Genomic DNA, 14,054 nt, shown 5'->3' on the forward strand with positions numbered 1-14,054 from the left:
GGCGCGATCGGCGCCGTATTTCTCGAAGGCCGCGATGCGGCCGCCCTTGCTGCTGACCACCTGCTTGAACGCCGCCTCGACCACGCCCCCATAGGCATTGTCGGGCAAAAGCGCTGCGTAGGAGCGTTTGCCGACGCCGGCATTGCCGGGGGCCGACAGCGGCAGCACCAGCCCGACCTTGACCCGGCCGTTGCCGACCGCCTGGCCCTGCTGTTGCGGCTGCGCCGCGTCCGGCGACTGCTGGCCGAACTGGCTGGTCATGGTCTGCTGCACGCCCGAACACGCCGCGAGCATCGGTGCGCCGAGGATCAGGCCGACGGCCGTCCGGCGTGTCGTGCGCAGCGGCTTGAAACTGGGGTCGCGCAGGTCTGCCATATCGCCTCTTCGAACGACGTAGGGCCGGCGGGGCGCCGATTGCCGATGTCGCACTGATTGAAGTCTTGCTGTTTCGCCCGGCCGAGGCCGCGGCCGGGTCCGGTCCTCCCCCGAGGCCGGACACCTCATCATAATCTCGGCGAATGATTAACCAAAACAAAAGGTTTACGCTGCCCACCGTGACCGAACGAATGTGATGTCCGGTATCGCGCCTTTCCCCTAGACTGCAGCCATGCGCGCCCGACCCATGCCCTCCGCTTCGCCCGATTCGCCCGCCGACGCCGAGGCGCGAAGCTTTCTGGTGGCGGGCCAGAAGCTGACGGCACCGCGCGCCGCGCCCGGCCTCTATCTGGTCGCAACCCCCATCGGCAATCTCGGCGACATCACCCTGCGGGCATTGGAGACGCTGGCCGGCGTCGACCTGATTGCCTGCGAGGATACCCGAATCAGCCACCGGCTGACCGAACGCTACGGCATCTCCGCGCCGCTGACCGCCTATCACGAGCACAATGCCGCACAGGCGCGGCCGAAGATTCTCGACCGGCTGGCGCGCGGCGGTTCGGTGGCGCTGGTATCGGACGCCGGCACGCCGCTGATTTCCGACCCAGGCTTCAAGCTGGTGCGCGAAGCGACCGCGGCCGGCCACGAAGTGATCGCGCTGCCCGGCGCCTCCGCGGTGCTGGCGGCGCTGACGCTGGCGGCGCTGCCGACCGACCGGTTCTTCTTCGACGGCTTCCTGCCCGCCAAGCAGGGCGCGCGGCGCAACCGGCTCGGCGAACTCGCCGGGATCGACGCCACGCTGGTGCTGTTCGAGGCCGGCAGCCGGATCCACCACAGCCTGCGCGACCTTGCCGACGTGCTGGGCGATCGCGACGCCGCGGTGTGCCGCGAACTCACAAAGCTGCATCAGGAAGTCCGCCGCGCGCCGCTGCAGCAACTGGCCGACACGGCGGAAACGCTCGACACCCGCGGCGAATTCGTCGTGGTGATCGGCCCGCCCGATACGGCCGCGCAGGCGATGACGCGGGATGCGCTCGACGCCTGGCTGCGCGATGCGCTGCAGGGCGCCAGCGTCAAGGATGCGGTGGCGCGGGCGGTCGAGATTTCGGGCAGGCCGCGCCGCGAGATCTATGCCCGCGCGCTCGAACTGGTGCGGGAACGCAAGGCCGAAGATGGCGAAGCTCCGGATGGCGAAGACTGACGGCACCCCCGCGCCCGAACGCGTCGCCGCATTTCAGACCGGCCTCTCGGCCGAAACGCGCGCCGCCGCGCTGCTGATGGCGAAGGGCTACCGCATTCTGGCGCGCCGCTTCAAAACCCCGTACGGCGAGATCGACATCGTGGCGCAGCGACGCAAGCTGATCGCCTTCGTCGAGGTCAAGGCGCGGGCGCGGCTCGACGATGCCGCCTATGCGGTGACGCCGCGGCAGCAGCAGCGCATCATCGCGGCGGCCGAAGCCTGGCTGATGCAGCATCCCGACCACGCCGCGTTCGAGCTGCGGTTCGACGCGGTGCTGGTGGCGCCGAAGCGGCTGCCGCAACATCTGCCGCGGCGTTCGACGCCAGCGCTTGACCGCAATGGCCGATCGGCCGATAGCCGTTCGGGCCGACAGTCCTTGAGCCGATCGTCGTTCGGCTCGCAATCCCGGAAACTGTGCATGACATTGAAGGTCGCCGTCCAGATGGACCCCATCGCGCGGATCAACATCCGCGGCGATTCCACCTTCGCGCTGCTGCTCGAAGCGCAGAAGCGCGGCCATGCGATCTCGTACTTCACGCCCGACAAACTGTCGCTGCGCGGCAACGACGTCGTCGCCTCGGTGCAGTCGCTGCAGGTGCGCGACCAGGAAGGTGATCACTTCACGCTCGGCGAGCCGACGCGCGTCGACATGCGCGGCTTCGACGTCGTGCTGCTGCGCCAGGATCCGCCGTTCGATCTCGCTTACATCACCTCGACGCATCTGCTCGAGCGCATCCATCCGCACACGCTGGTGGTCAACGATCCGGCCAGCGTGCGCAACGCGCCCGAGAAACTGTTCGTGATGGATTTCGCCGAGCTGATGCCGCCGACGCTGATCAGCCGCAACCTCGACGAGATCAACGCGTTCCGCGCCGAGCATGGCGCCGTGGTGATGAAGCCGCTGCACGGCCATGGCGGCGCCGCGGTGTTTCGCGTGCTGCCGCAGGACATCAATTTCGGCTCGCTCTACGACATGTTCGCGGTGACGTTCCGCGAGCCATGGGTGATCCAGCGCTTCCTTCCGGAAGTGAAGCACGGCGACAAGCGCATCATCCTGGTCGACGGCGAATTCGCCGGCGCGGTCAACCGCGTGCCGGCCGCCGACGATCTGCGCTCCAACATGGTCCGCGGCGGTGCGGCAGCAGCGACCGATCTGTCCGAGAAGGAGCGGACCATCTGCGCCACGCTCGGCCCCAAACTACGCGAGCGCGGTTTGTTGTTCGTCGGCATCGACGTGATCGACGGTTACCTCACCGAGATCAACGTCACCTCGCCGACCGGCATCCGCGCCGTGGCGCGACTCGGCGGGCCGGACATCGCGGCGCGGGTCTGGGATGTGATCGAAGCCAAGCGGGCGTGAGGTCGCGCACACTCGCGACGGCGAACTGATTGCCGGTATCTAAGTAAAAAGTAGTAGATGAGCGTCAGCGGCGTCTTGCCACTGGCGCTCTGCCGTTTCCATCTCTAACCTTTGGTTTTCAGGTATTGGTTGCCGACCCGGTCGCGGCGCTCTCCGCCCGCCCCTTATTGTCTCGGGAGATCGCATTGCAGATTCTCATTGCTCCTCACCGAAGCCTGGTACTCTCAGACCGTCCGATCGTCTCCGGCCGGGCCAGCCATCATGTCCTCGCGCGTCAACAGGTGATGACATGACCGCGACACAGAAGTCCCGCTCCGCTCGCGGCGTCACGGCCGACCATGGCGGCAGCGACAAGGCTGCGTCGGTCGACGCGCTGGCCTCGACCATCAACCGCGCCATCGAGCAGGCCGAAGATCTCGGCATCGGCTCCGCGGTGCAGCTGTTGATGATGGCGCGGCTCGAAGTCGATCTCACCGAGATCGCGCTCGAGACCAAGCTCAAGAAGACGGCCTGACGCGGGCTCGCCGCCCGCCGTCCTGAGAACGATGTTCACTTAATGTTCTTGCGCGGTTCCATCGGCCGCGCTAGCGTTTGGCGTCTGCAGGGGGCGTCATGGTCCAGCACGTATCCACGGTGGCTTTCGAAGGCATCGAGGCCCGCGCGGTCGATGTCCAGGTCCAGGTCTCGCCCGGCCTCCCGGCCTTTGCGGTGGTCGGATTGGCCGACAAGGCCGTGTCGGAAGCGCGCGAGCGGGTTCGCTCGGCGCTGATCGCCTCGGGCCTCGCCCTGCCGGCACGGCGCATCACCGTCAATCTCGCTCCCGCCGATCTGCCCAAGGAAGGCAGCCATTACGACCTGCCGATCGCGCTGGGCCTGATGGCGGCGATCGGCGCCATCCCGTCCGATGTGCTGGCGGGCTTCACCGTGCTGGGCGAACTCGGCCTCGATGGCTCGATCGCCGCGGTGGCCGGCGTGCTGCCGGCCGCGATCGCCGCCAACGCCCGCGACGAAGGCCTGATCTGCCCCGCCGCCTGCGGCTCCGAAGCCGCCTGGGCCAGCCCGGACCTGCAGATCATCGCCGCCAGCTCGCTGATCCAGCTCGCCAATCATTTCAAGGGCACGCAGCTGCTCGGCCGGCCGCAGCCGCGGGTACACGAGGCGGAGACCTCGACGCTCGATCTGCGGGACATCAAGGGCCAGGAAAGCGCCAAGCGAGCGCTGGAGATTGCTGCCGCGGGCGGGCACCACCTCCTGATGGTCGGCTCGCCCGGCTCCGGCAAGTCGATGCTGGCGGCGCGGCTGCCCTCGATTCTGCCGCCGCTGTCGCCGGCCGAACTGCTGGAGGTCTCGATGATCGCCTCGGTGGCGGGCGAGATTCGCGACGGCGCACTGACGGCGCGGCGGCCGTTCCGCGCGCCGCATCACTCCGCCAGCATGGCGGCGCTGACCGGCGGCGGCATCAAGGCGCGCCCCGGCGAAATCTCGCTGGCGCATCAGGGCGTGCTGTTTCTCGACGAACTCCCCGAATTCGATCCGCGCGTGCTGGATTCACTACGGGCGCCGCTGGAAACCGGCGAGGTCGCGGTGTCGCGCGCCAATCATCGCGTCACCTATCCGGCGCGAGTGATGCTGGTGGCGGCGATGAACCCGTGCCGCTGCGGCCGTGCTTACGAGCCCGGCTATGCCTGCAAGCGCGGCCGCGTCGATCGCTGCAGCGCGGACTATCAGTCGCGCATTTCCGGTCCGCTGATGGACCGCATCGACCTGAGGATCGAAGTCCCGGCGGTGACGGCCGCCGACCTGATCCTGCCGCCGGCCGCAGAAGGCTCGGCCGAGGTGGCGGCCCGGGTGGCGGCGGCGCGCGAGTTGCAGCGCCGGCGCTATGCGGCGCTCGGCCTGCCGCAGATCCGCACCAATGCCGAAGCCCCGGCCGCGGCGCTCGAGACCGTGGCGCAGCCCGATGCGGCCGGGCTCAAGCTGCTGCGCGATGCCGCCGAAACCATGCGGCTCTCGGCGCGCGGTTATCACCGCGTGCTGCGCGTCGCCCGTACGCTGGCCGACCTCGACGGCAGCGACACGATCGGCCGGCTGCACCTCGCCGAAGCGCTGTCCTACCGGGCTCTGGGCGAAGACGTCCGCAACGCGGCGTGATGGTGAATCGGCGCGCCCGCGTATCAACCTGCTGGTAACGACCTTTGTTTACGCTTCGCTGACCATAGCCCCTCGTCTCGGGGCTGGTGTTGGCAAGGCGTTGTGATGTTGCGTTTTCGAGTGCTGGCCTCGACCGTTCCGCTGATGCTGCTGGGCCTGTTCGCCCATAGCGAACTGATCGCCGGGCCGCAGCCCTGCATCGCCGCCGGCGACCGCGTGGTGCAGATCGCGCCGGCCTCCTGGATGGCTCAGTTCCGGGTCGGCTTCACCGACGATCCGTCGCGCGCTACCGTGCGGGTGCAGATCGTGGACGATCCGGATGCCGCCGACTTCGCGGTTTCGGACGACGCCGTCAATGACGAGCAGAGCGCGTGTGGGTCGGCTCCCGATCATCGCCTGGTCGCCATCGCGGCGCATCCCTCGGCGGGTGAGCCGGTGATCTATCTGACCCACGAGGCCGGCACCGCGGCCGACTACCGGATCTTTGTGCGGTCGACCAGGTTCAGCGAGCGCGAAGCCGCGGCGCTGCTGATCGGCGCCTCGGCGCGCCATCGGCCGATCAGTACCGCCTCCCTCGCTGGCGACTCTTAAGCTTCGGTCAACCCTGTCGGCATCGCACCGCCGATCAGTGCGTGCGCTTCAAACTCTTTGCAACGTCAGCCTTTGATACTGCCGCACGCTGAGTGCCGGAGGATCGGGTGGACGTATGACGGAATGGCTGCGAAGCGGATCGGAACGCCGGGCGTTCGCGCGCCGGTTTCCCCGGCTGGCGTTCGCGCTTCGCGGCGGCCTGATGATCGCGGCCGTGCTCGCTGCGGTGCTGGCGGTGATCGGCATCGCTCGGCCGGCCACCACGCCGCTGCTCGCCACCCTCGGCGTGAGTGTGCTGCTGGCCTGTCTGTGCGTCGCGCTGGCGGTGCAGAGCCTGCGGCTGCGGCGGATGCGCGGCGCCTATCACTCCGTGGCCCTGCACAATGAATCGCTTGCCGATCGGAACTGGGAGCTGGAGGCCGCGCAGGAACACGCCCGCGCCCTACGCGAGGACTCTGCGATCCCATCGCCGCGACGAAGCGAAACGCCGGCCGGCGCCAGGTCGCGGCTGCTGGCGATGGCATCTCACGAGATGCGCACGCCGCTGGGCGGCATCATCGGGATGAGCCGGCTGCTACTCGATACGCCGCTATCGCCCGAACAGGCGACCTACGCGCGCGCGGTGAAGACGTCGGGCGAGGCGCTGCTGTCGCTGATCGATCAATTCCTCGACGACGCGCGGATCGACGCCAACCGGATCGAGCTGGACCATGCCCCCTTCGCACTCACGGCGCTGATCGAGGAGATCACCGAACTGCTGGCGCCGCGAGCGCAGGCGCGCGGTCTCGAGATCGCCGCCGACGTCGACGAGCGGTTGCCCGCGCATGTGATCGGCGATGCCGCGCGGCTGCGTCAGGTGCTGCTCAATCTCGCCGGCAACGCCATCAAGTTCACCACCGAGGGCGGCGTTGCGCTGGTCGTCCAGCCCGGCGGGCGAGACGGCGAGATCGATATCGTGGTCCGCGACACCGGCATCGGCATCGCGCCGGAAGCGCAGCAGCTCATCTTCGGCGAGTTCGAACAGGCCGACGAGGCGATCGCCCGCACCTATGGGGGCACCGGGCTAGGCCTGAGTATCAGCGAGCGCATCGTCCGCCGCATGGGCGGACGCATCACGCTGCGCAGCGAGCCGGGCGTCGGCAGTCTTTTCACCGTGACGTTGCCGCTCACTACGGCCGAGGACCGGGACACAGGCCGCTCCGCCGCGCCCGATCTCACCGGCGAGGCGGTGCTGATCGCCGCGCCGCAGAGCATCGAGGCGGAGCTGGTCGCGCGGCGGCTGCAACGTTGGGGCGCGCAGGTCCGCGTGCTGACGGACCCGGAGCAAGTTCGTGCGGCATTACGGTCGCAATCCTGGGCCGCGATCCTGATCGATATCGGCTTCGGCCGCGAGGTCGCCGAGGCGCTGGCGCAGAGCGCCGAACCGCATGCGGCGCAACGCATCGTGCTGCTGACGCCCTCGTTGCGATCGGAATTGCTGCCGGAGCTGCCGGCCGCCTTCACAGGCTATCTGGTCAAGCCGCTGCGTCGGGCCTCGCTGGCGGCGCGGCTCGGCGGCGCGCTGATCGATGTCGCAGCGCCCGGGATTGCCGATGGCGAACCGCCCGGCTTCGCGCTTCCGCCGCCATCGCATCGGCTCTCCGTGCTGGTCGCCGAAGACAACGACATCAATGCGCTGCTGATCCGCGCGCTGCTCGACAAGCTCGGCCATCGCGCGGTGATCGCTACCGACGGCCGGCAGGCCGTGCAGCATTGGCTGGCGGCACGCAGCGACGGCACGCCGTTCGACCTGGTGCTGATGGATCTGCAGATGCCGTTGCTCGACGGCCTCGCCGCGACCCGGCAGATCCGCGCGCATGAAGTTGCCGCCGGAGCGGGACCTACGCCGATCGTGGCGCTGACCGCCAATACGCTGGCAGAGGATCGCGCCGCCTGCCTCGACGCCGGCATGGACGGCGTGCTGATCAAGCCGCTCGACCGCGACAAGCTCGCTGACGTCCTGGCCGAACTCACCGCCGCACGTCCGATGACTGTGTAGTCGCGGCAACCTGTTACCAAACCGACATCCGGGCGTCGAAGTTCAGCCACGTGTCATGCGGCGGCAATCGATGTGTCACAACGCTGTCGGAACCCCGTGATCTTTGATGCGCGCAGGCCGCGCACCATTCGATTCGGTTGCAGGCGGCCACGAGGATGCCATGCAGACCGATCAGTTCGCCCGCTCGAAGAAATTCATCAAATTGCTGCGCCCCGAGATGGCCGGCGCCGCGGCGCAGACCGCGATCACCTGGTTCAAGCCGGCGCTGAAAATCGGCGACCACGGCAAGCCGATCGCACAGCCGGCGCAAACGCCCGCGACGCTCGGCCGGCTCGGCGCGCTGGAGGTGCGGCTGGCGCAGAAGAAGCAGGACATCAAGCGCGCCCAGAAGCTGCGCTACCGGGTGTTCTACAAGGACGGCACCGCGATCGCCGATGCCGCAACGCTGCTGGCGCGGCGCGACAAGGACGCGTTCGACAAGATCTGCGATCATCTGCTGGTGATCGATCACGCCGCCAAGCCGTCGCTGAGCGGGAAGCAGCCGGTCGTCGGCACTTATCGCTTACTTCGTCAGGAGGTCGCCGATCGCCACGGCGGGTTCTACACCGAGAACGAATTCGACATCGCCGGCATGATCGCGCAACATCCGCAGCTGCGTTTCCTCGAGCTCGGCCGCTCCTGCGTACTGCCGCCGTATCGCAACAAGCGCACCGTCGAGCTGTTGTGGCACGGCATCTGGAGCTATGTGCGTCAGCACGGCGTCGACGTGATGATCGGCTGCGCCAGCTTCGACGGCACCGATCCTGAGCGCCTCGCGCTGCCGCTGTCGTTCCTGCATCACTACGCCGCCGCGCCCGAAGCCTGGCGCGCCAAGGCGCATCCGTCGCGCTATGTCGAGATGAACCGGATGCCGAAAGACGCGGTCAACCAGAAAGCCGCGCTGCGCGAACTGCCGCCGCTGATCAAAGGCTATCTGCGGCTCGGCGCCACGATCGGCGAGGGCGCCGTGATCGACCATCAGTTCGGCACCACCGACGTGCTGATCATCATGCCGGTCTCGGCGATCAGCAGCCGCTACATCGAGCACTTCGGCGCGGACGCGACCCGGCACGCGGCGTAATCGCGACCTCTCCGCACTGACAGTCGTCATCCCCCGCGAATGCGGGGGATCCAGTATCCTAGAGCGTTCGCGTTCAGCACTTAGCTGACAATAAGCGCTCTGGAATACTGGGTCGCCCGGTCGAGCCGGGCGATGACGGTGGCGGGTGGGGCGGCGTCTACACACCTGTCATTGCCGGGCTTGACCCGGCAATCCATCTTCTTCGAGAAAACACATCTTCATGCGCGCCATCGCGCGCGATGGATGCGCGGGTCAAGCCCGCGCATGACGGGCGGTGGAAATTACAACCGCCGCAGCGCCACCGAATCGACCACGTGGTCGGCGCCCTTCTTCAGGATCAGCGTCGCGCGCGGCCTGGTCGGGAGGATGTTGTCTTCGAGATTGGCCAGGTTGGTGCGTTCCCAGATCGCGATCGCGGTGGCGGTGGCTTCTTCGTCCGACAGCGGCGCGTAGCGGTGGAAGTAGGAGCGCGGGTCGTGGAACGCGGTGTCGCGCAGTGCCAGGAAGCGCCGGATGTACCAGTCGCGCAGCACCGGCTCTTCGGCATCGATATAGACCGAGAAATCGAAGAAGTCCGACACCACCGGGACCGCCTGGCCGTCGCGCGGCAGCCGGCCGGTCTGCAGCACGTTGACGCCCTCGACGATCAGGATGTCGGGGCGATCCACCACGGTGAACTTGTTGGGCACGATGTCGTAGGTGAGATGCGAATAGATCGGCGCCTTGACCTTGCGGCGTCCGGACTTGATGTCGCTGAGGAAGCCGAGCAGCGCCGGCAGATCGTAGCTCTCCGGAAAGCCCTTCTTCTGCAGGATGCCGGCGCGCTCCAGAATCGCGTTCGGATACAGGAAGCCGTCGGTGGTGACGAGATCGACCTTCGGGCGCGGCGACCAGCGCGCCAGCAGCGCCTGCAGCACGCGGGCGGTGGTCGATTTTCCGACCGCAACCGAGCCGGCGACCCCGATGATATACGGCATCTTGCGTTCGACCACGCCAAGGAAGCGGCGTTGCGCGTAGTAAAGCTGCTGCATCGACGCGACGTGGATCGACAGCAGCCGCGACATCGGCAGATAGATCTCTTCGACCTCGGTGAGATCGAGCCGGTCGTGCATCGACTTCAGCGCCGCGATCTCGGCGGCGTCGAGCGTCATCGGCGTATCCTGGCGCAGATTGGCCCACTCCGACCGCGAGAAGATGCGGTAGGGGTTGTAGTGGTGCAGTTCCGACCTGGCATCCATCGCGGGGTCCTCGCCTTGTTTGTCCGTGACCGGCTTTTGTTGTTGTTGCGGCTCTGGGCCGATGGGAATTGTGACTTCGTTCTTGCGCGCAGCCGCCCGGCTGCGCGGATCTGCTAATCGCGTTTGCGCGAGGCTTTCTCTTCCAGGCCCGACATCGAGGTGCGCTGGCCGAGCGCAGCCTCGACTTCTTCGAGCGTCACGCCGCGCGCCTTCAGCAGCACCAGCATGTGGAACAGCACGTCGGCGGCCTCGGCGATCAGGTGGCTGCGGTCGTTTTCGACCGTGGCGATCACCAGCTCGACCGCTTCCTCGCCGAATTTCTTGGCGCAGTGCTCGGCGCCTTTGTCGAGCAGCTTCTTGGTGTAGGAGACGTCGCCGCTCGAGGCAGCCCGGGCGTCGATGACGCCAGCGAGGTCTTGAAGGGTGAAGCGGGCCATACGCGTACTCTACAATTCTGCCGGTGCGAGATTACCGCGCCGGTCGACGGGATGCTAGGGATCGAGCCGCATCGGCAAACCGGCCTGCAGCATATGATCCTTGGCCTGACGAATGGTGTATTCGCCGAAATGGAAGATCGAGGCCGCCAGCACCGCGGTGGCGTGGCCCTCGCGGATGCCGTCGACCAGATGGTCGAGATTGCCGACGCCACCCGAGGCGATCACCGGCACGCCGACGCTGTCGGCAATGGCGCGGGTCAGCGGCAGGTCGAAGCCGGATTTGGTGCCGTCGCGGTCCATCGAGGTCAGCAGGATTTCGCCGGCGCCGAGCGAGACGACTTCCTGCGCGAATTCGATGGCGTCGATCCCGGTGCCCTTGCGGCCGCCATGGGTGAAAATCTCCCAGCGGTCCTTGCCCGGCACCCGCTTGGCGTCGATCGCCACCACGATGCACTGGTCGCCGAACTTCTCGGCCGCTTCCTTGACGAATTCGCGCCGCGCCACCGCGGCCGAATTGATCGAGACCTTGTCGGCGCCACTGCGCAGCAGCGTCTTGATATCGTCGACGGTGCGCACGCCGCCGCCGACTGTCACCGGCATGAAGCAGGCCTCGGCGGTGCGCCGCACCACGTCCAGCATGATGCCGCGGTTCTCATGCGTGGCGGTGATATCGAGGAAGCACAGCTCGTCGGCGCCGGCGGCGTCATAGGCGATCGCGGCTTCGACCGGATCGCCAGCGTCGCGCAGATCGACGAAGTTGACGCCCTTGACGACGCGGCCGTCCTTGACGTCGAGGCAGGGGATGACGCGGACCTTGAACATCGCGGCGTCCTTACGCGGCCTTGGCGGCGCCGATCAGCGCCAGCGCCTGTGCCGGATCGAGCCGGCCGTCATACAGCGCGCGCCCGGCGATCGCGCCTTCGAGCTTCTTGGCGCGCGGGGATAGCAGCGTCTCGACGTCGGCGATCGAAGCGAGCCCGCCCGAGGCGATCACCGGGATGCTGATCGCCTCAGCCAGCGCGATGGTGGCGTCCCAGTTGATGCCCTTCAGCAGGCCGTCGCGGGCGATGTCGGTGAAGATGATCGCGGCGACGCCGGCGTCCTCGAAGCGCTGCGCGATTTCCAACGCGGTGACTTGCGAGCTTTCCGCCCAGCCCTCGACCGCGACGTTGCCGTCGCGGGCATCGAGCCCGACGGCGACGCGGCCGGGAAATTGCTTGGCTGCTTCCTTCACCAGCGCCGGATCGCGGACCGCGGCGGTGCCGATGATCACGCGGCTGATGCCCTTGCTCAGCCAGGCTTCGATGGTCTTCAGATCGCGGATGCCGCCGCCGAGCTGCACCGGCATCGACACCACCTTGAGCATCGCCTCGACCGCCTGCGCGTTCATCGGCTTGCCGGCGAAGGCGCCGTCGAGATCGACGACGTGCAGATACTGAAAGCCCTGCGCCGCAAAGCTTTGCGCCTGCGCGGCCGGATCGAGATTGAACACGGTGGCGCGCGCCATGTCGCCCTGTTCGAGCCGCACGCACTGGCCGTTCTTGAGATCGATCGCGGGGAAGAGAATCACGGCTTCCACTTCAAAAAGTTCGAGATCAGCGCCAGGCCGAAGCGCTGGCTCTTTTCGGGGTGAAACTGGGTGCCCAGCATGGTGTCGCGGCCGACCACCGCGGTGAGCGGGCCGCCATACTCGGCGCGGGCCAGGATGTCGGTCTCGTTCTCGGCGGCGAGGTGGAAGGAATGCACGAAGTACGCATGCAGGCCTTTCGGCCCGAGCGGCAGCTTCTCCAGCACCGGATGTTCGCGCAGCATGTCGAGCGTATTCCAGCCCATATGCGGGATCTTCAGATCTTCCTGCTTGGGCGCGATCTTGACGACGTCGCCGGGAATCCAGCCGAGGCCCTCGGTGGTGACGTGCTCCTTGCCGCGGGTCGCCATCAGCTGCATGCCGACGCAGATGCCGAAGAACGGCCGCGCCTTGACCCGCACCGTCTCGTTGAGCGCCTCGACCATGCCGTCGATCGCATCGAGCCCCTTGCGGCAGTCCGCAAAGGCGCCGACGCCCGGCAGCACCACGCGGTCGGAGCGAAACACCTGCTCGGGATCGCGGGTGACGATGATCTTTTCGGGGTTCTCCATGCTCCGCGCCGCGCGCTCGAACGCCTTGGCAGCCGAGTGCAGATTGCCGGAGCCGTAATCGACGATCGCGACGCTCATCGCAGGCCTCCCGGACGCGGGAACGAGCCGACGATATCGCCGTGGATCGACGATGCCGGCAACGGCATGCCGCGGGTTGGGGGCGGCGCACCGCGGTCGATCGGCAGCGAGAAGCTGACCGGAGCCGGCTGTCGGCCAGACCAGCGGTCGAAGAACCGGCGCTCGGCAGAGGGCAGGTCGTCGCCGACCACGACGTCGAGCTGGCGCCAGCCGCGGCGGGCCAACGTCCAGCGCCACAGGCTGCCGGCTTCGAGGCCGAGCAGAGCGGCGATCAGCAGCAACACCAGCAGGCGCGGCCCGCTGGCGACGCCGAGCGCGTTCAGCGCGACCGTGGCCGCCACCGTCACCACCACATAGGCCAGCAGCGCCAGCCACAGCCGGCGAGTCAGCAGCCAGAACGGCCCGAACACGAACGCCCAGAAATAGAAGCCGTCGCGCACGAACACAAAACGGTCCGGCGCGGCGCTCCGCTCGTCGGCATCCGCCGGGGGCGCGTGAACTGTATAGACCGGCATCAAGACTTCTCCGCCGCTGGACGGCGCCTAGCCGCCGAGCTGACCCTTGGTCGAAGGCACTTCGCCCGCCGTCTGCGGATCGATCGCCACGGCCGCGCGGAGCGCCCGGGCCAGACCCTTGAAGCAGGATTCGGCAATATGGTGGCTGTTCAGCCCATATAGGGTCTCGACGTGCAGAGTCACGCCCGCATTGATGGCGAAGGCCTGGAACCATTCGCGCACCAGCTCGGTGTCGAATTCGCCGATCTTGTCGCGCGGAAACTCGGCCTTGAACACCAGGAACGGCCGGCCGGAGACGTCGATCACCACCCGGGTGAGCGTTTCGTCCATCGGCATCAGCATGCTGGCATAGCGGGTGATGCCCGCCATGTTGCCGAGCGCCTGCTTGACCGCCTGGCCGAGCGCGATGCCGACGTCCTCGGTGGTGTGGTGGAAGTCGACATGCAGATCGCCCACCGCCTTGACGGTGATGTCGATCCGGGAGTGCTTGGCCAGCAGCTCCAGCATATGGTCGAAGAAGCCGATCCCGGTCGCCGAATTGGACACGCCGGTGCCGTCGAGGTTGACGGTCACCTCGATGTCGGTCTCGCGGGTCTTGCGCTTGATCGTCGCCGTGCGCATGAAATCGGCCTCTCCTTGCGAAAACGGCGTCCTTTTAACAGGCGGATCACGCCTTCGCTACTGCACGGGGCGCAACGGCGTCCCGATCTTCGTCCTATGGTGACCGGTTTGCAGGCACCGCCCGGCCGCGTCCGATGGTCCGGAGATTTGC

At 67.5% G+C, this 14,054-nt stretch carries 14 protein-coding genes and 2 pseudogenes; 8 read left to right on the forward strand and 8 right to left on the reverse strand.

Translation table 11 applies throughout. The annotated features are described in order from the left end of the window. Positions 1-375 (reverse strand): annotated as a pseudogene (locus ACOJTD_RS00755) (penicillin-binding protein activator); the annotation flags it as partial. Between the two features lie 232 nt (positions 376-607). Between ACOJTD_RS00755 and rsmI the strand changes: the two are divergent. From rsmI to ACOJTD_RS00795, 8 genes and pseudogenes are all read left to right on the forward strand, one after another. Continuing rightward, on the forward strand, positions 608-1,576 hold the full coding sequence (gene rsmI / locus ACOJTD_RS00760; protein ID WP_420131039.1) for a 16S rRNA (cytidine(1402)-2'-O)-methyltransferase: 969 nt from the start codon (positions 608-610) through the stop codon (positions 1,574-1,576). Beyond that, a pseudogene (locus ACOJTD_RS00765) lies at positions 1,563-1,916 on the forward strand (YraN family protein); the annotation flags it as partial. The gene rsmI and the pseudogene ACOJTD_RS00765, both read left to right, overlap by 14 nt. 117 nt (positions 1,917-2,033) lie before the next feature. Then, positions 2,034-2,975, forward strand: coding sequence for a glutathione synthase (gshB, locus tag ACOJTD_RS00770; RefSeq protein WP_420131066.1), 942 nt, complete (start codon positions 2,034-2,036; stop codon positions 2,973-2,975). Positions 2,976-3,264: 289 nt separating this feature from the next. Further along, a complete protein-coding gene (locus ACOJTD_RS00775) occupies positions 3,265-3,489 on the forward strand; it encodes a hypothetical protein (RefSeq protein WP_420131040.1) in 225 nt (74 codons plus the stop codon). Positions 3,490-3,587: 98 nt separating this feature from the next. Next, positions 3,588-5,126 (forward strand): YifB family Mg chelatase-like AAA ATPase, encoded by a 1,539-nt coding sequence (locus tag ACOJTD_RS00780; protein WP_420131041.1) that lies wholly within the window; start codon positions 3,588-3,590, stop codon positions 5,124-5,126. A gap of 105 nt (positions 5,127-5,231) precedes the next feature. Further along, positions 5,232-5,717, forward strand: a complete 486-nt coding sequence (locus ACOJTD_RS00785) for a hypothetical protein (RefSeq protein WP_420131042.1) — start codon at positions 5,232-5,234, stop codon at positions 5,715-5,717. A 115-nt stretch (positions 5,718-5,832) separates the two neighbouring features. Further along, positions 5,833-7,755 carry an ATP-binding protein gene (locus tag ACOJTD_RS00790; RefSeq protein ID WP_420131043.1) on the forward strand — a complete coding sequence of 641 codons (1,923 nt, stop codon included), beginning with the start codon at positions 5,833-5,835 and terminating at the stop codon, positions 7,753-7,755. A 160-nt stretch (positions 7,756-7,915) separates the two neighbouring features. Beyond that, a complete protein-coding gene (locus ACOJTD_RS00795; protein WP_420131044.1) occupies positions 7,916-8,875 on the forward strand; it encodes a GNAT family N-acetyltransferase in 960 nt (319 codons plus the stop codon). 281 nt (positions 8,876-9,156) lie between these two features. Here ACOJTD_RS00795 and coaA read toward each other — a convergent pair whose 3' ends face one another. The 7 genes from coaA to hisB all read right to left on the reverse strand — a co-directional run bounded on the left by coaA (position 9,157) and on the right by hisB (position 13,903). Further along, entirely contained in the window at positions 9,157-10,113 is a 957-nt protein-coding gene (gene coaA, locus ACOJTD_RS00800) for a type I pantothenate kinase (RefSeq protein WP_420131045.1), read from the reverse strand. A 113-nt stretch (positions 10,114-10,226) separates the two neighbouring features. Next, a complete protein-coding gene (locus tag ACOJTD_RS00805; RefSeq protein ID WP_420131046.1) occupies positions 10,227-10,550 on the reverse strand; it encodes a phosphoribosyl-ATP diphosphatase in 324 nt (107 codons plus the stop codon). 54 nt (positions 10,551-10,604) lie between these two features. Continuing rightward, positions 10,605-11,372 carry an imidazole glycerol phosphate synthase subunit HisF gene (gene hisF, locus ACOJTD_RS00810; protein ID WP_420131047.1) on the reverse strand — a complete coding sequence of 256 codons (768 nt, stop codon included), beginning with the start codon at positions 11,370-11,372 and terminating at the stop codon, positions 10,605-10,607. Positions 11,373-11,382: 10 nt separating this feature from the next. Further along, entirely contained in the window at positions 11,383-12,120 is a 738-nt protein-coding gene (hisA, locus tag ACOJTD_RS00815) for a 1-(5-phosphoribosyl)-5-[(5-phosphoribosylamino)methylideneamino]imidazole-4-carboxamide isomerase (protein WP_420131048.1), read from the reverse strand. Further along, positions 12,117-12,767, reverse strand: a complete 651-nt coding sequence (gene hisH, locus ACOJTD_RS00820) for an imidazole glycerol phosphate synthase subunit HisH (protein WP_420131049.1) — start codon at positions 12,765-12,767, stop codon at positions 12,117-12,119. The genes hisA and hisH overlap by 4 nt, the downstream gene beginning before the upstream one ends. Then, positions 12,764-13,282: a DUF2628 domain-containing protein gene (locus tag ACOJTD_RS00825; RefSeq protein WP_420131050.1), complete on the reverse strand. Its 519-nt coding sequence runs from the start codon at positions 13,280-13,282 to the stop codon at positions 12,764-12,766. Before ACOJTD_RS00825 ends, hisH begins: the two co-directional genes overlap by 4 nt. Positions 13,283-13,309: 27 nt before the next feature. Then, positions 13,310-13,903 carry an imidazoleglycerol-phosphate dehydratase HisB gene (gene hisB / locus ACOJTD_RS00830; protein ID WP_420131051.1) on the reverse strand — a complete coding sequence of 198 codons (594 nt, stop codon included), beginning with the start codon at positions 13,901-13,903 and terminating at the stop codon, positions 13,310-13,312. Positions 13,904-14,054 lie beyond the last annotated feature (151 nt).

Source organism: Rhodopseudomonas sp. (assembly GCF_048594845.1).
GTDB lineage: Bacteria > Pseudomonadota > Alphaproteobacteria > Rhizobiales > Xanthobacteraceae > Rhodopseudomonas.

What these genes read in the sequence shown, in the direction of transcription:
- hisB (WP_420131051.1), bottom strand. Translation starts at nt 13,903, where the DNA reads ATGCGCACGGCGACGATCAAGCGCAAGACCCGCGAGACCGACATCGAG.
- rsmI (WP_420131039.1), top strand. Translation starts at nt 608, where the DNA reads ATGCGCGCCCGACCCATGCCCTCCGCTTCGCCCGATTCGCCCGCCGAC.
- hisF (WP_420131047.1), bottom strand. Translation starts at nt 11,372, where the DNA reads ATGTTCAAGGTCCGCGTCATCCCCTGCCTCGACGTCAAGGACGGCCGC.
- ACOJTD_RS00790 (WP_420131043.1), top strand. Translation starts at nt 5,833, where the DNA reads ATGACGGAATGGCTGCGAAGCGGATCGGAACGCCGGGCGTTCGCGCGC.
- ACOJTD_RS00785 (WP_420131042.1), top strand. Translation starts at nt 5,232, where the DNA reads ATGTTGCGTTTTCGAGTGCTGGCCTCGACCGTTCCGCTGATGCTGCTG.
- ACOJTD_RS00780 (WP_420131041.1), top strand. Translation starts at nt 3,588, where the DNA reads ATGGTCCAGCACGTATCCACGGTGGCTTTCGAAGGCATCGAGGCCCGC.
- ACOJTD_RS00825 (WP_420131050.1), bottom strand. Translation starts at nt 13,282, where the DNA reads ATGCCGGTCTATACAGTTCACGCGCCCCCGGCGGATGCCGACGAGCGG.
- coaA (WP_420131045.1), bottom strand. Translation starts at nt 10,113, where the DNA reads ATGGATGCCAGGTCGGAACTGCACCACTACAACCCCTACCGCATCTTC.
- ACOJTD_RS00795 (WP_420131044.1), top strand. Translation starts at nt 7,916, where the DNA reads ATGCAGACCGATCAGTTCGCCCGCTCGAAGAAATTCATCAAATTGCTG.
- ACOJTD_RS00805 (WP_420131046.1), bottom strand. Translation starts at nt 10,550, where the DNA reads ATGGCCCGCTTCACCCTTCAAGACCTCGCTGGCGTCATCGACGCCCGG.
- ACOJTD_RS00775 (WP_420131040.1), top strand. Translation starts at nt 3,265, where the DNA reads ATGACCGCGACACAGAAGTCCCGCTCCGCTCGCGGCGTCACGGCCGAC.
- gshB (WP_420131066.1), top strand. Translation starts at nt 2,034, where the DNA reads ATGACATTGAAGGTCGCCGTCCAGATGGACCCCATCGCGCGGATCAAC.
- hisH (WP_420131049.1), bottom strand. Translation starts at nt 12,767, where the DNA reads ATGAGCGTCGCGATCGTCGATTACGGCTCCGGCAATCTGCACTCGGCT.